27 protein-coding genes are annotated in these 24,655 nt (G+C 70.2%); 10 read left to right on the top strand and 17 right to left on the bottom strand.

The features are described from left to right. Positions 1-56 precede the first annotated feature (56 nt). On the top strand, positions 57-557 hold the full coding sequence (locus ACFP2T_RS33810) for a MarR family winged helix-turn-helix transcriptional regulator (protein WP_377429035.1): 501 nt from the start codon (positions 57-59) through the stop codon (positions 555-557). Positions 558-673: 116 nt separating this feature from the next. Here the strand turns inward: ACFP2T_RS33810 and ACFP2T_RS33805 are convergent, their stop codons facing one another. Together ACFP2T_RS33805 and ACFP2T_RS33800 are read right to left on the bottom strand one after the other, a co-directional pair. Then, positions 674-1,957, bottom strand: a complete 1,284-nt coding sequence (locus tag ACFP2T_RS33805) for a LuxR C-terminal-related transcriptional regulator (RefSeq protein WP_377429033.1) — start codon at positions 1,955-1,957, stop codon at positions 674-676. A gap of 215 nt (positions 1,958-2,172) precedes the next feature. Further along, the gene (locus ACFP2T_RS33800) at positions 2,173-3,726 is read right to left on the bottom strand and encodes a peroxidase family protein (RefSeq protein ID WP_377429032.1); all 1,554 of its coding nucleotides are present in this window, start codon (positions 3,724-3,726) and stop codon (positions 2,173-2,175) included. On the opposite strand from ACFP2T_RS33800, the gene ACFP2T_RS33795 reads away from it, so the two are divergent. Next, the gene (locus tag ACFP2T_RS33795; RefSeq protein WP_377429239.1) at positions 3,709-4,083 is read left to right on the top strand and encodes a DUF1304 domain-containing protein; all 375 of its coding nucleotides are present in this window, start codon (positions 3,709-3,711) and stop codon (positions 4,081-4,083) included. The two genes, ACFP2T_RS33800 and ACFP2T_RS33795, sit on opposite strands and share 18 nt — an antisense overlap. A 66-nt stretch (positions 4,084-4,149) precedes the next feature. Here ACFP2T_RS33795 and ACFP2T_RS33790 read toward each other — a convergent pair whose 3' ends face one another. After that, positions 4,150-4,812 carry a response regulator gene (locus tag ACFP2T_RS33790; protein WP_377429031.1) on the bottom strand — a complete coding sequence of 221 codons (663 nt, stop codon included), beginning with the start codon at positions 4,810-4,812 and terminating at the stop codon, positions 4,150-4,152. Then, positions 4,809-5,918 (bottom strand): sensor histidine kinase, encoded by a 1,110-nt coding sequence (locus ACFP2T_RS33785; protein ID WP_377429029.1) that lies wholly within the window; start codon positions 5,916-5,918, stop codon positions 4,809-4,811. The genes ACFP2T_RS33790 and ACFP2T_RS33785 overlap by 4 nt, the downstream gene beginning before the upstream one ends. Before the next feature lie 217 nt (positions 5,919-6,135). Between ACFP2T_RS33785 and ACFP2T_RS33780 the strand changes: the two genes are divergently transcribed. Then, positions 6,136-7,101: an ABC transporter ATP-binding protein gene (locus tag ACFP2T_RS33780; protein WP_377429027.1), complete on the top strand. Its 966-nt coding sequence runs from the start codon at positions 6,136-6,138 to the stop codon at positions 7,099-7,101. Then, positions 7,098-7,952: a hypothetical protein gene (locus tag ACFP2T_RS33775; protein WP_377429025.1), complete on the top strand. Its 855-nt coding sequence runs from the start codon at positions 7,098-7,100 to the stop codon at positions 7,950-7,952. Before ACFP2T_RS33780 ends, ACFP2T_RS33775 begins: the two co-directional genes overlap by 4 nt. 94 nt (positions 7,953-8,046) lie before the next feature. On the opposite strand, the gene ACFP2T_RS33770 is transcribed toward ACFP2T_RS33775, so the two are convergent. The 7 genes from ACFP2T_RS33770 to ACFP2T_RS33740 form a co-directional block, all read right to left on the bottom strand. After that, the gene (locus tag ACFP2T_RS33770) at positions 8,047-8,634 is read right to left on the bottom strand and encodes a P-loop NTPase family protein (RefSeq protein ID WP_377429023.1); all 588 of its coding nucleotides are present in this window, start codon (positions 8,632-8,634) and stop codon (positions 8,047-8,049) included. A gap of 9 nt (positions 8,635-8,643) precedes the next feature. Further along, a complete protein-coding gene (locus ACFP2T_RS33765; protein WP_377429021.1) occupies positions 8,644-9,960 on the bottom strand; it encodes an RNA polymerase sigma factor in 1,317 nt (438 codons plus the stop codon). Further along, a complete protein-coding gene (locus tag ACFP2T_RS33760) occupies positions 9,957-10,343 on the bottom strand; it encodes a YciI family protein (protein WP_377429020.1) in 387 nt (128 codons plus the stop codon). Before ACFP2T_RS33760 ends, ACFP2T_RS33765 begins: the two co-directional genes overlap by 4 nt. A gap of 190 nt (positions 10,344-10,533) precedes the next feature. Continuing rightward, on the bottom strand, positions 10,534-11,367 hold the full coding sequence (locus ACFP2T_RS33755) for a helix-turn-helix transcriptional regulator (protein ID WP_377429018.1): 834 nt from the start codon (positions 11,365-11,367) through the stop codon (positions 10,534-10,536). Between the two features lie 109 nt (positions 11,368-11,476). After that, positions 11,477-12,409: an SDR family oxidoreductase gene (locus ACFP2T_RS33750; RefSeq protein WP_377429016.1), complete on the bottom strand. Its 933-nt coding sequence runs from the start codon at positions 12,407-12,409 to the stop codon at positions 11,477-11,479. Between the two features lie 167 nt (positions 12,410-12,576). Next, positions 12,577-13,188 (bottom strand): GNAT family N-acetyltransferase, encoded by a 612-nt coding sequence (locus ACFP2T_RS33745; protein WP_377429014.1) that lies wholly within the window; start codon positions 13,186-13,188, stop codon positions 12,577-12,579. 207 nt (positions 13,189-13,395) lie between these two features. Beyond that, entirely contained in the window at positions 13,396-14,346 is a 951-nt protein-coding gene (locus tag ACFP2T_RS33740; protein ID WP_377429238.1) for a helix-turn-helix transcriptional regulator, read from the bottom strand. A 90-nt stretch (positions 14,347-14,436) separates the two neighbouring features. Here ACFP2T_RS33740 and ACFP2T_RS33735 point away from each other — a divergent pair, with 90 nt between their 5' ends. Together ACFP2T_RS33735 and ACFP2T_RS33730 are read left to right on the top strand one after the other, a co-directional pair. Next, on the top strand, positions 14,437-14,853 hold the full coding sequence (locus ACFP2T_RS33735) for a VOC family protein (RefSeq protein ID WP_377429012.1): 417 nt from the start codon (positions 14,437-14,439) through the stop codon (positions 14,851-14,853). A 1-nt stretch (position 14,854) separates the two neighbouring features. After that, on the top strand, positions 14,855-15,490 hold the full coding sequence (locus ACFP2T_RS33730; protein ID WP_377429010.1) for a YdeI/OmpD-associated family protein: 636 nt from the start codon (positions 14,855-14,857) through the stop codon (positions 15,488-15,490). On the opposite strand, the gene ACFP2T_RS33725 is transcribed toward ACFP2T_RS33730, so the two are convergent. Further along, positions 15,436-16,716 carry an MFS transporter gene (locus tag ACFP2T_RS33725; protein WP_377429008.1) on the bottom strand — a complete coding sequence of 427 codons (1,281 nt, stop codon included), beginning with the start codon at positions 16,714-16,716 and terminating at the stop codon, positions 15,436-15,438. The genes ACFP2T_RS33730 and ACFP2T_RS33725 overlap by 55 nt on opposite strands. Before the next feature lie 104 nt (positions 16,717-16,820). Beyond that, complete coding sequence (locus ACFP2T_RS33720; protein WP_377429006.1) at positions 16,821-17,660, bottom strand: NAD(P)H-binding protein; 840 nt, start codon at positions 17,658-17,660, stop codon at positions 16,821-16,823. Between the two features lie 208 nt (positions 17,661-17,868). Here ACFP2T_RS33720 and ACFP2T_RS33715 point away from each other — a divergent pair, with 208 nt between their 5' ends. Both ACFP2T_RS33715 and ACFP2T_RS33710 read left to right on the top strand, forming a co-directional pair. After that, entirely contained in the window at positions 17,869-18,240 is a 372-nt protein-coding gene (locus tag ACFP2T_RS33715; protein WP_377429004.1) for a winged helix-turn-helix transcriptional regulator, read from the top strand. Between the two features lie 76 nt (positions 18,241-18,316). Beyond that, positions 18,317-19,315 (top strand): NAD(P)-dependent alcohol dehydrogenase, encoded by a 999-nt coding sequence (locus ACFP2T_RS33710; RefSeq protein WP_377429002.1) that lies wholly within the window; start codon positions 18,317-18,319, stop codon positions 19,313-19,315. Positions 19,316-19,377: 62 nt separating this feature from the next. Here the strand turns inward: ACFP2T_RS33710 and ACFP2T_RS33705 are convergent, their stop codons facing one another. Next, on the bottom strand, positions 19,378-19,929 hold the full coding sequence (locus tag ACFP2T_RS33705) for a YciI family protein (protein WP_377429000.1): 552 nt from the start codon (positions 19,927-19,929) through the stop codon (positions 19,378-19,380). Positions 19,930-20,457: 528 nt separating this feature from the next. Continuing rightward, a complete protein-coding gene (locus ACFP2T_RS33700; RefSeq protein ID WP_377428998.1) occupies positions 20,458-21,477 on the bottom strand; it encodes a tyrosine-type recombinase/integrase in 1,020 nt (339 codons plus the stop codon). Positions 21,478-21,624: 147 nt separating this feature from the next. On the opposite strand from ACFP2T_RS33700, the gene ACFP2T_RS33695 reads away from it, so the two are divergent. Together ACFP2T_RS33695 and ACFP2T_RS33690 are read left to right on the top strand one after the other, a co-directional pair. Continuing rightward, complete coding sequence (locus ACFP2T_RS33695) at positions 21,625-22,092, top strand: HNH endonuclease (RefSeq protein WP_377428997.1); 468 nt, start codon at positions 21,625-21,627, stop codon at positions 22,090-22,092. Positions 22,093-22,348: 256 nt separating this feature from the next. After that, complete coding sequence (locus tag ACFP2T_RS33690; protein WP_377428995.1) at positions 22,349-23,011, top strand: MSMEG_1061 family FMN-dependent PPOX-type flavoprotein; 663 nt, start codon at positions 22,349-22,351, stop codon at positions 23,009-23,011. A 176-nt stretch (positions 23,012-23,187) separates the two neighbouring features. On the opposite strand, the gene ACFP2T_RS33685 is transcribed toward ACFP2T_RS33690, so the two are convergent. Further along, complete coding sequence (locus ACFP2T_RS33685; protein WP_377428993.1) at positions 23,188-23,475, bottom strand: hypothetical protein; 288 nt, start codon at positions 23,473-23,475, stop codon at positions 23,188-23,190. A 109-nt stretch (positions 23,476-23,584) separates the two neighbouring features. Then, positions 23,585-24,427, bottom strand: a complete 843-nt coding sequence (locus ACFP2T_RS33680; protein ID WP_377428991.1) for a pentapeptide repeat-containing protein — start codon at positions 24,425-24,427, stop codon at positions 23,585-23,587. Positions 24,428-24,655: the final 228 nt, after the last annotated feature.

Here is a 24,655-nt window from a genome sequence, read left to right as displayed (position 1 = left end):
TTTCGACATCGAACCTTTCGTCAACGAATAATTCTGCGTCGACGTAGAGTTGTGGCGTGGAACACCGTGACTGGACCGATGGGCACGTCGCGCGCTGGCTGCCCGTGCTGCCCCAACTCGACCCGGATGTCGAGGCCGCGGTCACCCGGATGAAACTGGTGACCAAACACCTGCGCCGGTTCCGGGAGAACTCCCTGGTCGACTTCGACCTCCAGCGGCACGAGTTCGACACCCTGCACGCGCTCGCCGGACGACACGGCCGGGCGGTGCCGTCGCAACTCGCCGACGACCTCGGCCTGGCGCCCCCGTCGGTGACCGCACGGGTCGACGCCCTGGTCGCCCGGGGATTCGTCCGGCGGACCCCGTCCGCCACAGACCGCCGCCGGATCGACATCGAGCTCACCGACGAAGGCCGGGCCGCCTGGCTCGGCGCGATGGACATCCTCGGTCACGAGGAGTACCGCCTGCTCGGCGCCCTGACCGCCGACGAGCGGAGAACGCTGTCCGACCTGCTGCGCCGGATCATGCTCGCCGCCGAGCAGCCTCCGACGGCCTGAAACAGCCTCCGGCGCCGTGAAAAGTCCGAACCCCGTAGACCCGGCGGTCGCCGCCCGGCCGGGGCAGGTGCTGGCGCAGCGCCGTCACGGGACCGGCGGACCGCCGGATCCTGGCGTCACAGCAGGCCGAGGGCGTGGGCGGCGCTCAGGGCGCCGGCCCGGTTCTGCGTTCCCAGCTTCCGGAACATCCGGGCCTGGATGTTCTGCACCGTCTTCTCCGCGATGCCCAGCCGCCGGGCGGTCTGCCGTACGGTGTGGCCGGAGGCGATGGAGCTGAGGATCTCCGATTCGCGTGCGGTCAGTTCGGGAAGCCCGTGCTGCACGTCGAAGAACCGGGAGCCGATCCCGGCCAGCAACGCGTCCGCGGCGCCGGGTTCGACGGTCACATGGCCGAGGTCGGTCAGCACCAACGCCGGTACCAGGGTCTGCACGACATCCTCCGCCGCCACGACGCCGGACACTCCGCAGCCCAGCGCCGCTATCGTCTCGGCCGGGCTCATCGGCTCGGACCGGACCAGCAGAGCCGGCGCGGTCACCTCGTCGACCCCGGGCCAGTCCGACGGGGCCGGATCGACCAGGACCAGCACCGGCCGACAGGTGGGCGGCCCGTCCTGCCCGGCCACTCGACCCCGGTACCGGACGCCGTCCTCGACGACGACGTCGATGCGGTTGGCCGCCAGCACCGCCATCACCTGGCGCAGCGTCGCCGTCATCGGCCCGCGCAGAACGACCAGCATCGCGCCACCGCGCGATCGGATCCGGGCCCGACGGTTCGGCGACCGGTTGACCAGGCCGAGCGCCGTGGCCCGGGCGATGGCGTGGCTCTGGCTGGACACCAGCAGTTTGCGGTAGATCTGGCGCTTGCGGTTCGCCACCGCACCGGATGACGTCCCGAGCAGCTCCGCGATGCGGCTGACGGTATGCCCGCCGGCGATCAGGGCGATGATCTCCTGTTCCTGATCGGTGAGTCCGGTGTCCGGGCGAACCGGGCCGGACTCCGAACGCAACGCGGCCGCGTGCTGGTGCAGGACCACCATCAGGGCGTCGAGGCTGTGCGAGCCGGGCAGGATCGCGTCCACACCGACCTGCCAGATCGCGGTCAGCTCCGCGCGGGAGAGTTCGTCGTAGACGACCAGCAGCCTCGTCCGGGGGCACCGGCGGTGCAGCGCGGCCAGTGAGGCGAGCGGCTTCGGGCCCACCGCCCCGCCGATGTCGAACAGCACGAGGTCCGGAGCGCGCAGAGCGCACAGCGCCAGCAGATCGGCCTCGTCGGGCACGTGACCGACGACGCTGAATTCCCGCTCGGCGGCGAGGCAGGTCGCCAGCGCGTCCCGGAAGAGCCGCCGAGCCGAGCGGATGGCGAGCCGAACCGACTGTTCCGGTGCGCGGGCTGCCTGCACGCTCGCCTCCCCAGGCTCGCGCCGCCGCCCCGCGTCGTTTGTGATGACGACTTATGAGCGACGTGTTAAGGATGCGTTACATCGAAGGCAATCATTCTTATACGAGTTCTGCGCGCGACGACACCCCGCCTAGGGGATTTCGGCATCCGTCGACCAACCGGTCGAAAAGGGGAACGCCGGGAGCGGCCCGGTGGGCTCGCCGCTCCCGGTCGTGGTCACTGCCCTCGACTCGCCGGATCCACCCCGGCGAAGCGCAGCAGATCAGTCATCCGGAAAGTGCCTGCGGTACGCGCCGGAAGGGTGGGGGTCCAGCCCGGCTGGGCAGCCAGATACGAACCCGGATCGAGCTGGAGGAGCCCGATGAACACCTCGCCGACGATCCGCCCACCCACCGGGCCGAGGTGCAGCCCGTTCGCGAGCATCTCCGCCTCGGCCAGCACGTAGTACCACAGTGGAGTCTGGTTCTCCAGCGCGACACCGGAGCTGGCCAGCTCCTGCAGGTGCAGCATCTGCACCCCCATCGTCTGGGCGATCCGTTGACCCGCCGGAATGCTCCAGGTCAGATGGCGGAGCAGGTTCCGCTGCGGCAGCGAGATCGGTGGAGCACCGCTGGAGATGGCCCCCAACGGCAACTGGAACAGGGGGGTCGAAATCCGACGGTCGATGCGCTTGTTCGGACGCATCTGCCCGTCCTCGAAGTCGAAGAACGTCTGCCACCCGATGAAGCGTCGCGGCGCGCGACGTCCACCCCGCAGGTCCACCGGGTCCGCCTGGCCCTCCCCCGCCGGGTCGAAGATGAAGCCGAAGAAGGCGGTGCCGTCCGGGTTGCCGGCCAGATTGGCCCGATAGGAGGGCCGGACCATGCTGTGCCCGAACCGGTACGCCGCGCCCTGGAACTCGACCGGGATGAACGCCGGCCCCGGCTCGGGGCGGTACCACCGGCGTCCCCGGGTCAGGATGTCCTGTACGGCCGCGGCGCCGATGACCTGCGGCAGGAACTCGTGCAGGATGATCCAGTGGTAGTGCCAGGTGACGAGCTGCCGGGCCCTGGCGAACTGGTCGGCCACCGGCACCCCCTCGGCGGCGAGCCGCGCCACCACCCGGTTGTGGAAGACGATGAACGCCGCGTGCATGCCGGAGATGATCAGGTTCTCGTCGTTGCGCGGATCGCCGATGATTGCCACCCCGTTCGACTGCCGGGGAACGTCCTCGAACAGGCCCCCGGACTCGATCCGTAGCCGGATCCGGTCGGGCTCGTACAGGTGTGGACTGACCACCGGCCCACCGCCGTACACGGTGTCCAGGTCCAGGGCCGGCGTACGGGTGTTCGGCGTGGACTCCGGAGCGGTCGGTACGCCCAGCGGCGACGTCGCGTCGAAGGTCATGTCATGGTCGAGGAACTGGCCGAAGAACGTGGTGCCCGCGGTGTGGGTCGGGTTGTCGGGATTGTTGACGCTCTGCGCCGGGTCGGTGATCAACAACACCGGCCCGACGGCGAGGTTGTCCCGGGCGTCCAGTATGCCGCCGGCCCGGCCCAGATCGGTGAGCGCGGCGCGGCGCCGGTCGTCGGCCGTCAGGAACGACGGAAGCTCCGGGAACATCCGTCCGAACCGGTCGGCCGGGGTCGCCGCGACCGCCGGTGGGGCGGCCACCGCCACGCCCGGCGCCGCGAGCGCGGCTCCGGCCGCGCCGGCACTCACACTGGTCAGAAAGCCACGGCGGCTGACCGCGCTCGGCCGCGCCGGTTCGGAATCCAGGGTCCTGTCCATGACACCCACCTGCCTCAAGCGGCACGACCGGCGCCGATCACACGGGCCGGAAAGCCGTGCCCCGAGCCGCGATTCTCCGCCGGTCCAGCCCGCCTGCGCAGCGCCCCCAAGGCTTTCCGGTGGACGACCGGCCCGCCGGTCCGCCAGCATCCACGCCTGTACAACGGGTTCCTTGCCGCCGGACTCGTCTGGTCGCTGCTGGCCGACGGTACGACAGCGTTCCAGGCCAAGGTGTTCTTCCTCGCCTGCGTACTGGTCGCCGGCCTCTACGGGGCGGCCACGGCCAGCCGGCGGATCCTGCTGGTGCAGGCCGTGCCGGCGGCGATCGGTCAGGCGCTCGTGCCTGCCGCGCACTGATCCGCCGCCGGGACCACCGCCCCGATGGGCTGGAACTGACCCTCGTCCTCCGGCCACGGACCGCACTCAGCCCGGCGGTGTCACCAGCCCCGTCTCGTACGCGATGATCACCAGCTGTACCCGGTCCCGGGCGGCGAGCTTGGTCAGCAGCCGCGCCACGTGCGACTTGGCGGTGGCGACCGTGATGAACAGCTCGCCCGCGATCTCGCTGTTCGACCGGCCGCGCCCGATCAGGGTGAGCACCTCCCGTTCCCGCTCGGTGATGCCCGCGACCGGCCGCGCGGACCGTGCGGCGCCCGACTCGCGGGCCTTGACGAAGTCCGCGATGAGACGCCGGGTGACGCCCGGCGCGATCAGGGCGTCACCGGCGGCGACCACCCGGATCGCCGCGAGGATGTCGTCCACCGCCATGTCCTTGACCACGAACCCGCTCGCGCCGGCCCGGAGTGCCCCGTAGACGTGGTCGTCGGAGTCGAAGGTCGTCAGCACGAGTACCCGGGCCGATCCTGGGCCGGCGGCGATCTGCCGGGTGGCCTCGATCCCGTCCATCCCGGGCATCCGGATGTCCATCACCACCACGTCCGGTTGGACGTCCCGGACGACCCGGACCGCGTCGGCGCCCGTCCCGGCCTCGCCGACGACCTCCAGGTCGGGGGTGTCGGCGATCAGCACCCGCAGACCGGACCGCACCAACGGCTGGTCGTCGGCGAGCACGACCCGGACGCTCATCGCAGCTCCGCCGGCGTGGTCACCGGCTCGTGCACCGGCAGCGTCGCCCACACCCGGAAGCCACCCTCCGGCCGTGACCCGGCGCTGAACTCGCCGTGCAGCAGCCCGACCCGTTCACGCATGCCGGTGATGCCGTGGCCGGCGCCGGGCGTCTGTGCGCCGTGCCCGTCGTCGGTGACCTCGATGTGCAGTTCCTCGGCCCGGTACTCGACGCTCACCCGGCACCGCGCGGTGCCCGCGTGCCGCACCACGTTGGTGACCGCCTCCTGGATGACCCGGTACGCCGACAGTTCGATGTCGGCGGGTACCGGGCGCCGGTCTCCCTGCCAGCGCACCTCCACCCGTACGCCGGCCGCCGACGTGGCGGCGGCCAACTGGTCCACGTCGGCCAGTCCGGGAGTCGGGTTCAGCGACGCCGTCCCGGGTTCGGTGTCCTGCTGCCCCGGTCGCAGCCCACCGAGGACCCGCCGCAGCCCGGCAAGGGTGTCCCGGCTGGTCGCCTCGATCGCCCGTAACGCGTTGCGGGCCTCGGCCGGCTGGGTGTCCATGACCCGGCTGCCCACGCCGGCCTGGATCGCGATGATGCCGATGCTGTGCGCGACCATGTCGTGCAGCTCGCGGGCGATCCGTAGCCGTTCGGCGGTGACCGCCTGGACCGTGGCCTGGGCGCGGAGCGCCTCGGCGTACTGCCGGCGGGCCCGGACGGAGTTGCCGATCATCCAGGCGGCGACCATCGCCAGGGTGGGGATCTCGGGTTGGAAGATGGGATCGTCGTTGACCGGGTGGGTGTAGCCGATGGCGATCTGGGCGCAGAGCGTCAGCACCGCGACGACGACCGAGATCCGGCGTGGCCGGCTCGCCGCGATGAAGCCCACGACGAGGTCGATGGCGAACAGTTGCAGATAGCGGAGGTCGCCCAGGTATCCCGGGGTGTCGAGGGTGATCGCGGCGGTCAAGCCGGCCGAGCCGACGAGCATCAGCGCGAGAGTGGTCAGCGGGCTGCGGCGAAGCATGCCGGCGGGTAGCGCCATCACGATGGCCGGTAGCAGGTAACGCGGAATGCTGTCCAGCACGTTGACGTACAGCCTGTCGTCAGCTGACAGCATCGATACGGTAAGAACCAGAAAGAAGGGGAATGCGACGATTCCACCCCAGGCCAGGGCCGTGCGCGCCGCTGGTGGCACGCGGTGCCGCAGCGGCGGACGGAGGGCAGGCGGGATGGCATCCACGCCGCGAGACTAGCCAGCTCGGGCCGGACCCGGCATCACACCACGGGCGTACGCCCACGGGCTAAGCCTGCTGGGCGATTACCGAGGCGGCCCGATGTCCGGATTCGGCTTCCCGGACAGCATCGACATCGTGATCGAAGTCAACGAAGTCACCAAGCGCTACGGCAGCAAGATCGCCGTCGACAACCTGTCCTTCACCGTCCGCCCCGGCCACGTGACCGGGTTCCTCGGGCCGAACGGGGCCGGCAAGACGACCACGCTGCGGATGATCCTCGGGCTGGACGCACCCACCGCCGGCACCGCGACCGTCTGCGGTGTCCCGTTCCGTACCCGCCGACGGGGGCTGCGCCACGTCGGCGCGCTGCTCGACGCGCACCACGTACACGGCGGGCGCAGCGGCATGGCTCACCTGGCCGCGCTGGCCCGGAGCAACGGCATTCCCCGGCGGCGGGTCGACGAGGTGTTGCAGGAGGTGGGCCTGACCGACGTGGCGCGGCGCCGGGTCGGCGGGTACTCCCTCGGCATGAAGCAACGGCTCGGGATCGCCACCGCGCTGCTCGGCGACCCACCGGTGCTGATGTTCGACGAGCCGATCAACGGGATGGACCCGGAGGGCGTGCTCTGGGTGCGGCATCTCTTCCGCCGCCTCGCCGCCGAGGGCCGGACGGTCTTTCTCTCCAGCCACCTGATGACGGAGATGGAGAACACCGCCGACGAGCTCGTCGTCATCGGGCAGGGCCGGCTCATCGCCGCGGAACCCCTGTCGCGGTTCGCCGCCCGCAGCACCCGGCTCAGCGTCGTGCTGCGTACCCCGCAGCCCGCCGAACTCACGGTGGTGCTGACCGCCGCGGGCGCGCAGGTCGAGCCGACCGGCTCGGACGGCTCGGACGGGGCCGGGCGGCTGGCCGTGACCGGGCTGTCGGCGGATCGGATCGGCGTACTCGCCTTCGAGAACAAGATCTTGTTGCACGAACTGACCACCCGAACCGCCTCGTTGGAGGAAGCATTCATGGAACTCACCGCCGACAGCGTCGAGTACCTGGCCGGGCAGCAGCGATGACCCTCTCCACCGCCGTCCCACCGCCCACCTCGAGCGGGCCCGTCATCGATCCGCCCGCCCGGTTCCGCGACCTGCTCGCCGCCGAGTGGATCAAAATGCGGTCGCTGCGCTCCACGCCCTGGACGCTCGGCCTCGTCACGCTGTTCGTCATCGCCGCCGCCGCCGTCGAGACGTGGGACAGCTACACCGACTTTCCGAGCCTGAGCCCGGAGGACCAGCGGGAGCCGATGCTCGCGTTGGCCGACGCGTTTCCGCTGACCGGGTACTGGACGCTGGTGTTCGTCGCGGTCAGCGCCGGCGCGATCGCCGTCGTCAGTGAGTACGGCAGCGGCCTGATCCGCACCACGACGGTGGCGGTTCCCGCCCGTGGCGCGGTGATGCTGGCCAAGGCGGCCGTGGTGACCGTGGTCTGGACCGTGGTCGGCACGGTCATCGCGGTCGGTTGCTTCGCGGTCTCCCAAGCCATCTACAGCGGGCAGGACGTGTCCGTACCGATCAGCAACCCGATCGCGGTCCGGGCCCTGGTGGCGTCCGCGTTGTTGCCGACGGTCTGCGCGCTGATCGGCCTCGGGCTCGGCGTGCTGATCCGGCACGGCGCCGCCACCATGGTCACCGGCATCTTCACCCTGATCGCGCTGCCGTCGTTCTTCTCGATCACCACGCGCTGGTCCGCCGGGATCAACCACGCGATGGTGCTCACCGCCTGGGATCGCCTGACCGCGCTCTGGCCGCAGCCGTCCGGTGACGGCTTCTACCGCCCCACAGTCACCGAGTCCTGGATCGTCTACGCGGCCTGGCCGCTCGTTGCGGTCGTCGTCGCCCTGCTCGTCGTCCGCCGCCGCGACGTCTGAGGTCCGGGCCGCGACGCCGGAGATCTCCGTACCCCGCGACGCGGAAGATCGACGTGCCCACCTGGGGCCGCTCCCCCGCGTGGGTACGTCGATCTCACCGATGGCTGCCGCCCCACTGGGTTCCCGGGCCGGCAGCCGGGTTCGCGGGCGGTACCGCCCGCAGCCAACGGGTCACCGCCCTGGGTGAGCGGAACAGCAGGACCTGAATGCCGCCCGGATCGGAGTGCCACTGCCGCATGCGCTGTCGCTTCCGGCCGAAGGACGTGAAATGCCATCTGAAGATCGATTCCTTCGAGAGCAGCATCCTGAACGACTCCCGGTTGCCGTTGCACACCGGAGTTCTCGCCAACAGCCGTCCCGCGGTCCGGCGAAGTAGCCGGGACAGCGACACCCAGCGCGGGAAGTCAAGGCACACGATGAGGTCGACCGAGCCGAGCGGAACGTCCATCCAGTTGCCGTACGCCGCGTCCAGCACCCAGGCGTCCCGGTCGCAGATCGCCGCGATCCGCTGCCGCTGCAACGGTTTCGGAACCTGGACCCAGCCCGGCTCCCAGGTCAGGTCGTCGACCGGGTACAACGGCAGGTCCAAGCGCTCAGCGAGCTGTCTGGCCAGGGCGCTCTTGCCCGAACCGCACACGCCGTAGACCAGGATCCTCGACGGAGGGGCGGGTCCGACGGTCATCGGCCAAGGCTAACCGGCGTCCGGTGGCCCGGTGTCCGTCTGCGACCCGTCCGGCCGGGTCGCTCGCGGACGCCCGTCCATCGTGGCCAGCGCAGCCGCCCGCCCCCACAGGTAACGCTGTTCGGGAAGGCTGGTGGTCAGCCGGGCGGCCGACCGGTAGCAGCGACCGGCGCCCTCGAGATCGCCGGCCATCTCCAGCAGGTGCGCCCGGACCGCGTGGAGCCGGTGGTGTCCGGCAAGTTGGTCGTCGGTGTCCACGGTCGCGAGGAGGGCGAGGCCGTCCTGCGGGCCGCGCAGCATCGCGACCGCGACGGCGTGGTTGAGCGTGACGATGGGACCGGGCGCCAGGTCCTCGAGCAGCCGGTACAGCGCGACGATCTGCGCCCAGTCGGTATCCTCGGCACGGGACGCCTCCGCGTGCACGGCGGCGATGGCCGCCTGGACCTGGTAGGGGCCGACCGGGGCGTGGGCCAGCGTGTGGGTGATCAGTGCGACGCCCTCGTCGATGGAACTCCGGGTCCACCGCCCGCGGTCCTGTTCGGCGAGCGGGACGAGACTGCCGTCGGGCCGGGTACGTGCGGGCCGACGTGCCTCGGTGAGCAGCATCAGCGCGAGCAGCCCGGCGACCTCGCCGTCATCGGGCAGCAGCGCGCGTACGGTCCGGGTGAGCCGGATCGCCTCCCGGGTCAGATCACCGCGATGCAGGTCCGGGCCCGAGCTGGCGGTGTAGCCCTCGTTGAAGATCAGGTAGAGGACGTGCAGGACGGAGCGAAGCCGCTCCGGCCGCTCGGCCTCGGGCGGCAGCCGGAACTGGGCGCCGGTCGCCTTGATGCGTTGCTTGGCGCGGCTGATCCGCTGGGCCATCGTCGCCTCGGGCACCAGGAACGCCCGGGCGATCTCCGCCGTGGTCAGTCCGCCGACGGCACGCAGCGTGAGCGCTACCTGCGACGCCGGGGTGAGACTGGAGTGACAGCAGAGCAGCAGCAGGGTCAGGGTGTCGTCGTCCTCGCCCGACAGGTCCTCGGCGTCGGCGGCCGGCGCGAGAAACGCGTCCGGCGGAGTCTGCGCGGCGATCCGGTCCGCCCGGCGCCTGCTCGCCGATTCGCTTCGCAACTGGTCGGTCAGCCGGCGGGAGGCGACCCTGATCAACCAGCCCTCCGTGCTGTCCGGCACACCATCTGCTGGCCACTGCACCGCAGCGGCCAACAACGCCTCCTGCACGGCATCCTCGGCGATATCGAAGTGTCCGTAGTGCCGGGTGAGCGCGGCGAGGACCCGGGGCGCCAGCCGGCGCAGCAGGTCCTCGAGGTCGGCGCCGACGTTCACATCTCCTGGCCGGACATGTCCATGATCGGGCGTACCTCCACGGCGCCGGACCGGGCGGAAGGGAACCGCGCCGCGATCTCGCCGGCCCGGTGCCGGTGCTCGCAGTCGACGACGACGTATCCCGCCAACTGCGCCCGCGTCGCATCATGGGGCCCGTCCTCGACGGTCGGAACGCCGTCGTGGACCCGAACGGTCCGGCCGTCGAGCGGATCGGCCAGGGCCGTACCGGCGACCAGTTCCCCGGACTCCGTGAGCTCGGTGAACAACGTCTCGGTCGGCCCGGCACGGTCGACCCGCGACATAGCCGGTGCCTCGGGTGATCGTAGGAACCCGGGAAGCATCCAGCCGCCCGGCCCGCAGTAGATCAAGATCAGGAACTTCACCCCGACTCCTCCGGCACTCACGATACGGCGGACACCCACGCAGCAGAGGTCGGAGCGGAGCGACCGGTCTCGACATCGCGCCGCGAACCGCCCCCGGACGCTCCGGTGACGACCCGCCGACGCGGCACCGGGCGGGGCAGGACTCGGGAGAACGCGCCCACGATGCCACCGGGCGGCGCGACGAGAGACCTCAGATGCGTTGGTCGCCGAGGACCGAGAGCAGTTGCAGCTTCTCGTAGCTCTCGCTGCCCGGTACCGCGGTGTAGACCAGGAGCGCCTGGGACTGGTCGGGATCCACCAGTGTCTGGCAGTCCAGTTCGAGGAGCCCGACCTGCGGATGCTGGATCCGCTTCGGGGCGCAGTACGGGCCCAGGATGGGATGTTCCCGCCAGATCTCGGCGAACTCCGGGCTGACCGCCAGCAGCGCGTCGACGATGGCGGCCGCACGCGAGCCCCTGCCCTCCCGGGTGTACGCGTCGTGCAGGCTGGCCGCGAAGAGTCGGCTGTGGGTCGGGTGGTCCTCCTCGGGGTAGCTGCGCCGGGTGGCCGGGTCGGTGAACCACCGGTAGTGCAGGCTGCGCGCCAGCCCGGTGTGTCGGCTGTCGTCGCCGAGCAGCGCGATCGCCAGCCGGGTCTGGGTCAGCGTCTCGCCGAGCAGGTTCACCACCTGTGCGGGGGTGTCCTCCAGCCGGTCGAAGATGCGCATCATCCCGGGATTGATGTGGTCCGTGCGCAGGACCCGTCGCGGTGTGGCGTAACCGGCGAGTCGGAACAGGTGGTCGCGCTCGTCGAGGGACAGCCGCAGGCCACGAGCGATCGCGGCGAGCATCTGCTCGGACGGGTGCGGCCCGCGCTGCTGCTCCAGCCGACTGTAGTAGTCGGTCGACATGCCGGACAGCGCGGCGACCTCCTCCCGACGCAGCCCGCCGGTACGCCGTCGCCGTCCCCGGGGCAGTCCGACGTCCTCCGGTTGCAGCGCCTCGCGCCGGGTCCGCAGGAAGGCCGCGAGCCGGTCCCGTTCCATGATTCTCAGTCTTCCCTCCTGTGCCGGCGGCCGGCGGTGAATCCCGACGGCGGCGGACCCGGTCGACGGCGGACCCGGTCGGTGACGGGTTCCGACAGCAGCGGCGATCTCAGACGGCGGCGAAATCGACCCGGGCCAGCCGCTCGGAGAGGTCCCAGAGCCGTAGCGCGTCGGCCTGGTCACGGGCCGACCTGTAGATGGCGAGTTCCGTCGGGCCACCGGTGAACTGGCCGAAGCCGTCCGGGCCGTAGAAGCGCCCGCCCAGCGCCTGCGGGCTGGTGGCGGCGTACAGCGCGGGCAGCAGACCGGCATCGACGGGCTGCACGAATACTCCCCATCCGGCGAGTCGCTTCATGATCGACTCGACGGGCGAGCGGCGTCGGCGGCCCAGGTTCGGGCCGGAGGCGTACAGGTTCGTCAGGGTGGTGCCGGGGTGCGCGACGTTGCTGACGATGCCCCAGCCGCCCGCCGCGCTCCGCCGGTCGAGTTCCAGGCCGAACAGCAGATTGGCCAGCTTCGACTGACCATACGACCGCATCGCCGAGTACCCGCGCTCGCTCTGCGGATCGGCCCAGTTGATCTTCCCGGAGCGGGCGGCGGCGCTCGACATGGTGGTGACCCTGGCCCGGCCCGCCCGCAGCAGCGGCAGGATCCGGCCGGTGAGCGCCACGTGCCCGACATGGTTGGTGCCGAACTGGAGTTCCAGGCCCTCGGCCGTGGCGTGTCGGGTGGCCGGCATCATCACGCCCGCGTTGTTGATCAGAATGTTGATCGGCCGGCCCTCGCGGTTCAGCGTGTCCGCGAGCGCGGCCACGGAGTCCAGCGAGGCGAGATCGAGTTCCCGGACGGCGACGGCGGCCCGCGGCACCGCCGCGCGGATCTTTTCCAGCGCCGTGGCGCCCTTGCCGGGATTGCGGACCGGCAGGACGAGTTCGGCACCGGCGCGGGCCAGGCGTACGGCCAGGCCGAGGCCGATGCCGTCGCTCGCACCGGTCACCACGGCGAGCCGTCCGGTCAGATCGGGTACGGACACGTCCTTCACAACTACTCCCTGGTCAGCGGTGTTCCTCTCGGTCGGCCAAGAGTGGCAACATCCGCCGGTGGGATCCAGGCGACATCTATCCAGGGATCGGTGATACCTGGATAACCGCCGGCCCGCCTGCCATATCGGGGCGGGAACATCCCGTCGTGGCGACGTCCCGGCGCGGACTATCCGCGCAACAGGTCACGCACGTCCGGCCAGACGTAGCGCAGTTTCGCCGGACGTCCGTTGAGGCGGCCCGGTACGTCGCCCGGCGACCGCGCGAATCCCCGCTCGGCCGGCTTTCCACCGTGCGCCGCGTAGAAGTCCTGTGCCGCGGTGTTCTGCTCCAGCACCCACAGGTACATGGCGGCTGTCGCACCCTGGTCCCGTACCGCGCGTGCCGCACGGGTGAGCAGGCCGGTGCCGATCCCGTGCCGCTGCCGGCCCCGCGTCACGTGCAGGTTGTCGACCAGCGAACCCCACCGCTCGTCGTCGTCGAGGACGACGTGGACGAAACCGACGATTCCAGTCCCGACCCCGACCTCGGCCCCGACCTCGGCCCCGGCCCCGGCTTCGGCCCCGGCTTCGGCTTCGGCGAGGATCGTGACCCGGTCCGCTCCCGGTGCCGCGAGTCGGCTCGACCACAGGGTCCGCCGATCGGTCAGCACGTCGCCGTCGAGATACGCGTCCGCGTACGCGCCCCGGTAATGGCGGCGCCAACTGTCGGCGTGGAGTGCCGCGACACTGTCGGCATCAGCGGCGACAGCGGATCGGAACGACACCGTCGACAAGCCCACCGCGACCTCCGCTGACATACCGGAATGGACGCTCGACCGGGAACGCCCACCCTCGCCGGATACGGGACGCTACCAGCCGGCACCTTCCGGCCCCCACTCGTGTGGCGCCGGATCGGCCGCCGGGATGCCGTACGACCAGTGCGCCGAGGTTGTCGGCGCGTCCGAGACCACCGGGCGCCGGACGCACCATCGGGCCTTCACGGTCGGTCAGGGCGTCCCGGTGTAGCGGCCGGCGAGTTCGGCGCCGATCCGCGCCAACTCGGCCTGGACGGATCGCGGCTCGACCACCTCGATCATCGCGCCCCAGCCGGCGAGGTGCCGGGCGATGTCCAGCGGAGTCGGTGCGCCGAGCCGGACCCGGGCGCGCCCGTCATCGAGTTCGGCATCGGTGTGGCAGTGCCGTCCGAAGTGGTTGCGCAGCACCGGTACGAACCGGGCCTCGACGAGGACCGTCGCCCAGGTACGGGAGCGCCGCTGCTCCACCTCCCCGACGACCTGTTGCCAGGCGCTGGCGAGGGTGAAGTCGTCCGGCCGATCGGCGGGCTGCTCGGTCGGCTCGGCCCCGACGATCCGATCGACCCGGAAGGTTCGCTGGCCCCGGTCGGTACCGGCGAGCAGGTACCAGATTTCGTCCTTGTCGACCAGGCCCCACGGGTCGACCAGCCGCTCGGTTCGCTCCCGTGCGCTGTTGGTGTAGGTCAGCAGCACCTTCCGCCGACGGACGACGGCGGCCTGCAACAGGTCGACCATCTCGGGCCGGCGGCGGTCGCGTTCGCCCCACCGGGTGGGGTCGATCATCGTGGCGCTGGCGGCGGCCTCCGCGTCGGCCCGGAAGGTCTGTGGCAGCGCGCGGACGAGTTTGCGCAGGGCCATCTTGGCCTCTCCCGAGACTGCCGCAGCAGGGCCGACGAGCAGGAACAGCGCCTGCGCCTCGGTCGCCGACAGGCCGCTGAGGTCGGTGCGCGCACCACCGACGAGTGACCAGCCGCCGCCCCTGCCGGGCTGCGGGTACACCGGGATGCCCGCCGTCGAGAGTGCCTCCAGGTCGCGGCGGGCGGTCGCGACGGACACCTCCAGTTCGTCGGCCAGCTCGGCGGCGGTCACCCGGCCACGGGCCTGCAACAGCAGGAGTACGGCGACGAGGCGGTCAGCGCGGATGTTCTCGATCCCTCCAATAAAGTGCTCAATTGGTGAGCACTTTATGCCGGAGGATGGTCACTGTCATCCACTGGAGAAGGGAAACAGCCCATGTTGCGCGGACTCACCACCGTCAACTTCTTCGCCGACGACCTCACCGCCGCGGTGGCCTGGTACACCGAACTGCTCGGCATCGAGCCGTACTTCGTCCGTGCCGTCGAGGGGACGCCCGCCTACGCCGAGTTCCGGATCGGCGACTACCAGCACGAACTCGGCATCATCGACAGCCGGTTCGCCGCACCCGACCGGTCCGACAAGACCGGGGGCGCGATGGTCTACTGGCACGTGGACGACGTCCGGGCCTCCTTCGAGCGGCTGGTCTCCATCGGCGCCACGGCGTACGCGGAGCCGGTCGAGCACGGCCCCGGGTTCGTCACCGCGTCCGTGGTCGATCCGTTCGGGAACGTCCTTGGCGTGATGTACAACCGGCACTACCTGGAGATTCTCGGTTCGCGGACGGAGGCGTGACGTGAACACCTCCCTCGCGAACACCACCGTGAACACCTTCGTCGCGAACAGCGCCGCCGACTGGCGCGGATGGCTGGCCCGAAACTGCCGGTCCGAAAAGGAGGTGTGGCTGATCATCCACCACAGGGACAGTGTGACGCCGAGCGTCCGGTACCACGAGGCGATCGAACACGCGCTCTGCTACGGGTGGATCGACAGCCAGGCCCGCAAACACGATGCGGACAGTTGCCGACTCCGGTTCACCCCGCGCAACCCGCGCAGCACCTGGAGTCGGGTGAATCGGGAGCGTGCCGCGAAGATGACCGAGCTGGGCCTGATGACCGAGCACGGGCAGGCCCTGATCGATCTGGCCAGGGCCAACGGCACCTGGCAGGTCCTCTCCGACGCGGAAGGCTCGGCGATGCCCGACGATCTGCGGGAACTGCTGGACCGGAACGAGGCCGCCCGGACGAACTTCGAGAACTTCCCGCCATCGTCGAAACGATTGATCCTGGAATGGGTGGCGACGGCGAAAAGAGCGGAGACCAGGCGGCGCCGGATCGCGCAGACGGTCGACCTCGCGGCGGTGAACCTCCGCGCCAATCACCCCGGGATCCGGGTACGGGCCGCCGGTGAACCCGGCGTCGCCGCCACCTGATCGAACGGCTGCCTGGCCAGGGCGCGTCTGGTCAACGCCGGGGTCACCAACCCGGTCGCCGCGAAGACGACGGCCAGGACCACCCACCCGGCGATGCCGCCGTCGAGAAGCAGCAGCGTGAGCAGAGCCGGGCCGATCGCCTCGGCCAGGCCGGTCAGCAGACCACTGACTCCCTGGTACTGGCCGATCGCGTGCGGCATCGCCAGTTCGTAGGAGAGGCCGGCCGAAGCCGTCGCGTGGAACAGGTCACCGATGGTGTAGACCACGGTCGCGAGCAGGAGCAGCGTGACGGTGCCGCCGGGGCCGGACCGACTGGACGTCGGGTAGGCGAGCATCGCGACCGCGAGCACGAACCCGGCACGGCGCATCGTCCGGGCGGCCGCGACGGCGTTCTCCACGGCGCGGCTGATCCGCACCGCCAGGAACACGGTCAGGACGGTGTTCGTCACCAACACCGCCGACACCATCGCCCGGGGCGCGGAGGTCTGGGTGGCGATCCACAACGGCACCACCAACCCGAGAACGACGCTGTGCGACGCCATGACCGCCGACACCGTGCCCACCGCGAGGAACCGTCCATCCCGGAGTGCCGCCCCACGAGCCGCACCGGGCGCGGCAGGGATCGGCGGTAACGGAGGCAGCCGCATGATCAGGCCGGCCGAGATGAGATAGGTGAGCGCGTTGCCGAGCACCAGCAGGGTGTAGCCGAACCGGGTGTCGGCGGCCAGTGCGAGCCCGCCCAGCGCGGCCCCGGCACTGATCCCGATGTTGGCGACGGCCCGCAGCGTCGCGAAGGCGTGGACGCGGCCAGCCGGACCGGCCACGGCGGCGACGAGCGCCGCCCGCACGGAGAGATTGCCGGCGACCAGGAGGGCGTCGAGGACCGCGACCAGCAGGAAGGTGGGAAACGACTGGACCAGCAGGTACGACGCCGCGACGGCCGCCTGCAGCAGTTGCAGCAGGGCGCGCAGCGACCGTGGGTCCCGTCGATCGGCGAGGTGGCCCAGCGGCACGCTCGCCGAAAGCCCGATCAGCCCGGCGACGGTGAGTCCCAGCCCTACCGAGGTGGCGGGCAGACCGACGCTACGGGTGAGGAACAGGGCAACGCCGGCGAGCCACAGCCCCGACCCGACGGTGTTGACCAACGTGCCCCACGCGAGGGTCCGTAGCTGTCCTGGCGGCGGGATCGGCGACCAGCGCCGAGGCATCCCGTCGCGCACGCTCATCAGCTGACCATACGAGGCCGGGCGGGTACCGACCGTGGCGCCGGTCACAAGCACACAGGCAGCCCGCCTCGCTGGCCGGCGGACCAGCGAGGCGAGGCATGTCCCTACCGGAACGCGTGGATGTGGCGCTGGACCCAGTCGTCGAAGGTGCGCGGTGCCCGCCCCAGGATCTGCTCCACGTGCGGGCTGATCCGCTGCTCCGCCGGGGTGGGTTCGCCGAGGATGTCCAGGGTCCCGTCGGCCACGGGCTCGGGCATGAACCGCACCATCCGCGCGCGAGCCTCCTCACGGGTCTGGTCGACGAACCGGACCGGTTGGCCCAGCGCCTCGCCGATGCTCCGAGCCCGCTCTCGCGGCGTGGTCAAGGCCGGCCCCGTCAACTCGTAGATCCGGCCAGCGTGCCGGTCCTCCCGCAGGACCACGGCTGCGACCTCGGCAATGTCGCCCGGATCGACGATCGGCAGGCCGACGTCGCCGAACGGCGCGGCCACCGTCCGCTGGGTCCGCACCGGCTCCGCCCACGCGTAGGCGTTGGACGCGAAGCCGCCCGGTCGCAGGAGCGTCCAGGCCATGCCGGATTGCCGCACGACATCCTCGATGCCGCGCAGCGGTGCATGCGAGACGGACTGCGGGCGTGTTCCGGCGGCCTGCGAGGACAACAGGACGATGCGCTCGACTCCACCGGCTTTCGCAACGTCGAGGATGTCGCCGGGGCTCAGATGCGCACCGGCACCCTCGACCAGCAGGAACAGCGCGCGGGCTCCGTCCACAACCGGCCGCAGGGTCTCCGGTTCGGTCAGATCAGCCTGTTGATGTCGCGCCCCTTCCGGCATGGACACCGGCAACGTTCCTCGTGACACCGCGGTCACCCGCTCACCAGCCGCGGCCAGTGTCTCGACAAGTACGCGACCGACATTTCCGGTGGCCCCTGTTACGACAATCATGAACGGCTCCTCTGTTTGGGGATCACCCATGCGATCAATGGGTACGACCGCCGCCGATTCGATCTCTTCGGCGGCGACCCGGAGAAGCTAGCATCGTCGGTATAGTAGGTACCTAGAGGAAAGTGACTATGTCGGAGGAGCCGTAATGCAGGACGATCAAGCAGCCTGGCCACCCGCGGCGGCATCTGACCCCGAGCAGGTGTGCCCCGTGGCCCCGGTCGTGGACATCGTCTTCAGCCGGTGGACCACCCCGATCCTGTGGACGCTGAACTACCAGGGACGGCAACGCTTCGTCGAACTGCAGCGACGGATCAACACCATCACGCCGAAGGTCCTGACCCAGCGGCTGCGGCAACTCGAACGCGACGGACTTGTCGTGCGCACCTACCACCCCGAGGTCCCACCCCGGGTCGAGTACGAGATAAGCAACCTCGGCCGCAGCCTCGCCCCCCTCTTCGCCCACCTCGCCGGATGGGCCACCAGTCACCTGGACGACGTGGAACAGGCGCGGCGCACCTACGACATGAACTCGGGGGCGACGGTGCCGGCGGCGCTGTCCACCCCGAGCGCATCGGGGTGACCCGGCAGACCCTCATCATGTTCGGCGTACCGCTCGACGACACGTTCCAGTACCCCGGCTCCCCCGAGGAGAAGCCATGAGGGCGATCGCCCACGATGTGTACGGACCGGCCGACCTGCTCGAACTCCGCGACATCGACAAGCCCCCGATCGGCGATGACGAGGTGCTCGTCGAGGTGCGTGCCGCCGGCGTCGACCCCGGCGTATGGATCCTCATGACCGGGCGGCCGATGGCCGTACGGCTCGCGGTCGGGCTACGCCGACCCAGGGTGGCGGTGCTCGGTCGGGCCGTCGCCGGTGTGGTGGCGGCCGTCGGTGCCAATGTGACCCGGCTGCGTATCGGCGACGACGTCTACGGCACCTGCGAGAGCGGCTCGTTCGCCGAATTCGCGATGGCACGGCAGCACAGGCTGGCACCCAAGCCGGCCAACCTCACCTTCGAGCAGGCGGCGGCGACGCCCATCTCCGCGGTGACGGCGCTGCAGAGCGTCCGCGATGCCCGGGTGCAGCCTGGGCAGCGGGTGCTGATCACCGGCGCGGCCGGGGGCATCGGGTCGTTCGCCGTCCAGCTCGTCAGGGCGTACGGGGGAATCGTGACCGGGGTATGCAGCGCTGCGAAGGTCGAACTGGTGCGTTCCCTCGGCGCCGAGGACGTCATCGACTACACCCAACACGAGATCGACCGTGGTGGCGTGCGGCACGACGTCATCATCGACACCGCCGGCAACCGGCCCTTGTCACTGCTCCGCCGCGCAGTCACCCCGCGCGGGACGATTGCCCTCGTCGGCGGCGGGCACGCCAAGGGCTGGCTGCTCGGCGGCTTCCAGCGCCAGATGGCCGCGCCACTGGTCTCGCTGTTCGGCAGCCAGCGGGTATGTGGCGTGACCGCTCGGGAGCGCCACGAGGATCTGGACGAACTGACCCCGCTCATCGAGTCGGGCACGGTGACCCCGGTCATCGACCGCACGTACGCCCTCGCCGACGCGCCCGACGCGATCCGTTACCTCGCCCAGGGGCACCCGGCCGGAAAGGTCGTCGTCACGATGCAGAGCGCTGCGAGCCCACCAACAAAGTGACCGTCGCCGAGGCCACAGAGCCGGCCGGCCCCGATGCCACCGCCGATTCCGGGCAGCGGGCGTCATCGCCGACCGCCGAACTGCCACCTGTGCACCTCGATCCCGGTGTACCGGTCGGGAACGAGGGCGGTACGGGCGGCGGCGGCCGGATCGGGCGCCTGAACCAGGGCGGCGGTACCCAGCCACACGGCACCGTCGTCGGACAGCAGCGGCCCGTAGGCGATCAGTGACTCCCGATCCTGCGGGACCGGCTCCGGGGTCGTCCCGGTGCCATGGCCGAGCACCAGGTAGCGGATGCCGCCGGACCGACCGCCGGGAAAGTCCCACATGGTGCGCCCCAACTCGTTGCGCCACCGATGCAGCAGCACCTCGGGCCAGTACACACCGGCCCGGTAGTTGGGCTCGTCGAGCGCGAACGCGCGGGCACCTTCGACGTCGGGCAGGTCGACGATGTGTACGCTGCCGGTCGGCGTCTCACCGTCGTCCGTGAGGGTGGGGCCCCGGGCGATCATGGCCGCCGCGTGGCGGTCTATATAGGACCAGTGTTCCTCCAGCAGTTCGTCGCGCAGGTCCCTGGAACCGGGCCGATCGCGGTGGTAGCAGAAGAACTCCATGCCGCACAGTCTCGCCCACCGGTAGCGCGACGCCCGCTGGCCGGTCGTCCCCCCGCGCGCCACGTCCCCGGGTCAGAGAGCGCTGTACGCGCCCGTTCGGTGAGTGGGCCGGTCAGCGGCAGGTACGCCTCGGGAATCTCCTCTGGTGAGACCGGCCGCCGCGAGGAGTTCATACGTCGCTTGTCCCGCTCTGCGTACCGTCTCACGCATGGCCACCAGGCTATGAGCCGGATCTCGGGTACGCGGTTGAGCGGGCATCCCCAGAGGGGTGTAGCCACTACACCCCGGATTCGGGAGGGTGCACCGCCAATTCGACGGCCGTGAGGCAGTAGGATTACCTAGCGGAACGCAAGAAATCCGCCGGCTCCGGAGACCGGACTCCGAACTTCGCATCCGGTGCCCCCGAAAGCTGATCCTGACCAGCCGCAAGCGCCGTTGAAGCCCACGCACTTCCGAAGCTGCTGCGTAAGCGCAGGCAGCTCTCCGGTCGATGCCTCGCCCAACTGCGCCACCCCGGCGGGGCTATCACTAGGAGACGTTCGCCTCGCCGATCCCGCTTTGTCGGCGGGCCCGGGCCGCCCAGATGACGTACGCAGGATCGCGGTCGAGGTTGTGCCGGTCCCGGTCGTAGCGGCGGGTCGTGCGCGGGTCCGCGTGTCCCATCGCATCCTGCACGTCCTCCAAGGACACTCCTTCGGCGCGGGCCGTGGTGGCGAACGCGTGCCGCAGTGAGTGCGGCGACAGCCTCGCCCAGGCGTGAATGCCCGCTGCCTGGGCGAGACGGCGGACCAGCCGGAACACCGCGTTCCGGTCCAGCCGCGCGCCGGTCGCGGTGACTAGTAGTGGACCGCGCAACTCCGGCACGCTCAGCCCTTGGGCGGCGGCCCGGGCGGCCAGATAGGCGTCCACTGCATACGCGGTGCCGGAGGTGAGGGCGCGGCGACGGACCTTGCCGCCCTTGCCAACGAAGCGGATGCTGCGATGCCCACGCTCGGTGCCGAGGTCGGTCAGGTCCAGCGAGATCAACTCCCCGACCCGCAGCCCCAGATCGGCCAGCAGGGCGATGGTAACCCGGTTCCGGATGGCGGTCGGTCCGGTGTCGGCCTCGGCTGCGGCCAGCAGCGCATCGACCTCGTCGGGGGTCAACCCGACGGTGGCGGAGTGGTCTCGGTCGACCTGCGGGCGGTCGGCGGCAGGCACCGGATTGGCTTCGACAGCGTGCAGCTTGACCAGGAAGTCGTACCAGCTGGACAAGGCGGAGAGGCGGCGGGCGACGGTGGCCGCGGTGAGCGGGCGTCCGCTACGGAGCCCCAGCGTCGCCTCCAACTGACGGGCGTACGCGTTGACATCGAGGAACGTGGCCCGCAGCGGATCGAGGCCTCGGCTCTCGCACCAGCTCAGCCAGCCGGCGACGTCCCGCCGGTACGCGTCGCGGGTGTACTCGGACAGCCGCCGGTTGTCCAGCCAGGCTTCGGTGAAGCCGGCGGACCCGGCGGCCGTCAGGGCGGAGCTGCTCGACCTGCGGAGGACCACTTCGGGAGACGGCACGTGAGGAAGACTCTCAGCTGACATACGGATTCGTACAGAGGCGCGCCCGGCAGAACGCCGTCGTCGGATGACCGGCGGTCAGGTCAGGTAGGCGGGGGTCTGCCGCCGACCGCGGGGAATATCGGAGGTGCCCACTATTCTCCTGTCGTGCTCTCCCAGATCAGAGGCTTGTCCCGCCATTTCACGGAGGAAACGCTCCGGACGTACCTGCTGGACCGCTCGGCGCGCATGGACGACGGCTGCCTCGTCGTACGCGGCTACGGTAGTCAGCGAGGCGTGTACCAGAAGGTCGCGGGTCGGGCATGGGCCCACATCGCCGCGTATGTCGCCTTCGTCGGCGACTACAATCCCGAGTTGGAAGTCGACCACGTTTGTGGTGTGCCGGACTGTATCGAGCCGACCCACCTGCGCCAGGTCAGTCATGCCGAGAACTGTCGTAGCCGCAAGCAGCAACCTCGGTGCCGCAATGGACACGACCGTGAAATCGATGCCCGTACCGGCCGCTATCGCAAGGTCTGCCGACGCTGCAACGGCGACGCGCAGAAGCGGTGGCGCGAGCGGCAAGCGCTCCAGGTTGCCGAGGGCCGCGCCAGCTACGGTCGCGTAGCGGATTGACGCCGACGCACTTCGGTCGCAGGGACCGGGTTCCGGCGTCTCCGGGCACTTCTGTCGAGCGCTACCGGAACGCCAGTGGGAAGCGAGCCCGTCCGACCGATCACCACCCCCGACGGTAGGCCAGCAATCCTTGTTCACGAGTTTCGACACCACTGCGTGGCAACCTGCGCCAAGGTTCTGGCAGGTAAGCGGTCTGGTTGAGCCGTCAGCCAGGTCGGTCGATTAGGGCCGGCCATGACCCCAGCCCTTGCCGCCAGTGCCTTCGCCAGCCCTTGCCGCCAGGGCCTTCGACCCGCTGCGCCTCGACGCCGTGCCCGACCAGGAGGCGCTGCGCCGGGCCTACGAACTTCCCAGCGACGCGGCCGTGCGGAAGCAGATGACCGAACTCACCGAGCAGACCCGGCGGTTGATCGGCTGCTCGTCGCTGGTCCTGGTCACCAGCGTGGACGCCGAGGGCAACTGTGACGTCTCCCCACGCGGCGGCCCCGCCGGGTTCGTCGCCGTCCTGGACGCACGGACGGTGGCGGTACCGGACGCGACCGGCAACAAGCGTCTGGACACCCTGCAGAACGTCGTCGCCACCGGGCGGGCCGGGCTGCTGTTCGTCATCCCGGGACGCACCACGACGCTCAGGGTGAACGGCCGGGCCTGCGTCTCCACTCGCCCCGAGCTGCTGTCGCAGCTGACCGCCGTGGGCAAGCCGCCGGCCAGTACGCTGGTGCTGGGGATCGAGGAGGTCTACCCGCACTGCCCCAAGGCGCTGCTGCGCGGCGGGGCCTGGAAGCCGGAGCAGTGGCTGCCGGCGGACGCCCAGCCGACCTCGGCCGAGGTGACGCTGGCCCAGCTGCGGATGCCGGAGCTGATGATCGCTGACATCGAGCAGGCGGAGGCGGACTCGCTGAAGTACCGGTACGAGTGACGGGCCGCACAGCGATGGTGCGAGCACTGCGGTCGCCTGCGGGGTCGTTGTCACAATCGGGTCTGAGTGGCTTTGACGTGGGGTTGTCCGCCCATTTCGAGACCACGGAAGGTGGACGCTTGATCGAATTGATTCAATGCCCGCAAGTTTCGACGCGACGCCTGCTGCTGGGAGCATCAGCTGACCCGAGACGAAGGCGAGCCGATGCCGCGGACCCGCCCGGCGGCACGCAGCTCGCGCGAGTCGGGGACGGGGTTGTAGAGGGTGCCGGGGCTGACGCCCAGGAGCCGGGCGATGGAGGCGACGCTGGCGTCGGGGTTGGGCAGCAGGTCGCGGGCGGAACGTATGCGGTCGGCGTTGATGACGGTGGGGCGGCCACCGAACAGATATAACGCCTCCAGGGCCGGGTGCCGGCCGGTACCCCACTGGCGGGAGCGGTAGCCCGTGCCGATCCGACCGGACAACCGTGACCGGTGCCCGACGGGGACACCGACGTCGAAGAGGCATGGTTTGGCCGTAAGACCTCAGGTGATGACGACTTCCACACCCGACCCGGGCCGAAAATGATCGGGATTACGGGCGGCCTCTCGGGCGCGGAGTTGGCGCTGGACCACCGCGTAGAGTCCGGGTCGGCTCGTGGAACTTCCATTCCTCAGGCCAACACGGATCGTCGTCATCTTCGACAGCAGCCGCGTACAGGTCCGCGTGCGTAAGGCGGGCTCTTAACAGGTTCGCGCCTCGCAGGTCGGCTGCAAAGAGATCCGTGTGCTCAAGGCCAGCTTCGAACAGGTTTGCGCCCACAAGATCGGCCGCGTACAGGTTCGCATGGTCAAGCCGGGCTCCGGAGAAGTCCACCCACCTCAGATGTGCCCAGGCCAGGTTCGCGCGCTGAAGGTCAAGGTTTGCCAGGCGGATGCGATGGCGTTCACGGCGAGGTCGGTTTGGACGATAGGCCAAGGCTGTCAGCGCGGCTTGCACGTCGGCATCGGGCTCGGAAGGCGGGCCGGGGCGGAGGTAGGTCGGGGACCCGATGTCCTCCTGTGCTCGAGGCGCACGGTCGCGGATGAACGCGACGAGGACCTCGACGATGTGAGCGTGGTGCTCGGGAGAGTCCAGTAGGACGTGTTCCAACGCATGGATGCCGCCAATCCGAACGTACAACTTGTCGGAGTCGAGCCGTTCCAGTGCCTTCGTAAACCGCTCGGTGACCTGGCCACGATGGCTGAGGCGGTAATTCCGGGCGGTGTAGAGCAGACCGACGAGCACGACCAGGGCACCGCCAAAGGAGACCGCAAGCAGCCGGGCATTGTGAGCTGCGATCAGCTGTTCGGCTTGGGTCATCGCCGCGGTATCAGCTGGCAAGAGGAGGTCCGGTGCCAAAAGCACCAGGAAGGCATACGCGAGTAGGCCCGCCATCCCTACCACAATGAGTACCGAGACGACCAACGCCGGGTACCAACCGGACGGCTTGACCGCCGTCGTCGGTCGCGTCCACCAGACGTGGAACCTGACCAATGACAGTGGGCGTGCGCTAATGGGTTTCACGCGGCTTGTAGTCCTCCACCGTACGAACGATGGTGCCCGCTAGTGCCTCGTCATGCAGCCTTGAACGGGTAATCCGGGTGTCGGATCTTGGAGTTGATA

Origin of the sequence: Plantactinospora solaniradicis (assembly GCF_042658085.1) — a bacterium.
Classification (GTDB): Bacteria; Actinomycetota; Actinomycetes; order Mycobacteriales; family Micromonosporaceae; genus Plantactinospora; species Plantactinospora solaniradicis.
This window is presented reverse-complemented; position numbering and strand designations above follow the sequence as displayed.

What these genes read in the sequence shown, in the direction of transcription:
- ACFP2T_RS33800 (WP_377429032.1), bottom strand. Translation starts at nt 3,726, where the DNA reads ATGGACAGGACCCTGGATTCCGAACCGGCGCGGCCGAGCGCGGTCAGC.
- ACFP2T_RS33790 (WP_377429031.1), bottom strand. Translation starts at nt 4,812, where the DNA reads ATGAGCGTCCGGGTCGTGCTCGCCGACGACCAGCCGTTGGTGCGGTCC.
- ACFP2T_RS33785 (WP_377429029.1), bottom strand. Translation starts at nt 5,918, where the DNA reads ATGCTGTCAGCTGACGACAGGCTGTACGTCAACGTGCTGGACAGCATT.
- ACFP2T_RS33780 (WP_377429027.1), top strand. Translation starts at nt 6,136, where the DNA reads ATGTCCGGATTCGGCTTCCCGGACAGCATCGACATCGTGATCGAAGTC.
- ACFP2T_RS33775 (WP_377429025.1), top strand. Translation starts at nt 7,098, where the DNA reads ATGACCCTCTCCACCGCCGTCCCACCGCCCACCTCGAGCGGGCCCGTC.
- ACFP2T_RS33770 (WP_377429023.1), bottom strand. Translation starts at nt 8,634, where the DNA reads ATGACCGTCGGACCCGCCCCTCCGTCGAGGATCCTGGTCTACGGCGTG.
- ACFP2T_RS33755 (WP_377429018.1), bottom strand. Translation starts at nt 11,367, where the DNA reads ATGGAACGGGACCGGCTCGCGGCCTTCCTGCGGACCCGGCGCGAGGCG.
- ACFP2T_RS33735 (WP_377429012.1), top strand. Translation starts at nt 14,437, where the DNA reads ATGTTGCGCGGACTCACCACCGTCAACTTCTTCGCCGACGACCTCACC.
- ACFP2T_RS33725 (WP_377429008.1), bottom strand. Translation starts at nt 16,716, where the DNA reads ATGAGCGTGCGCGACGGGATGCCTCGGCGCTGGTCGCCGATCCCGCCG.
- ACFP2T_RS33720 (WP_377429006.1), bottom strand. Translation starts at nt 17,660, where the DNA reads ATGATTGTCGTAACAGGGGCCACCGGAAATGTCGGTCGCGTACTTGTC.
- ACFP2T_RS33710 (WP_377429002.1), top strand. Translation starts at nt 18,317, where the DNA reads ATGAGGGCGATCGCCCACGATGTGTACGGACCGGCCGACCTGCTCGAA.
- ACFP2T_RS33705 (WP_377429000.1), bottom strand. Translation starts at nt 19,929, where the DNA reads ATGGAGTTCTTCTGCTACCACCGCGATCGGCCCGGTTCCAGGGACCTG.
- ACFP2T_RS33680 (WP_377428991.1), bottom strand. Translation starts at nt 24,427, where the DNA reads ATGGCGGGCCTACTCGCGTATGCCTTCCTGGTGCTTTTGGCACCGGAC.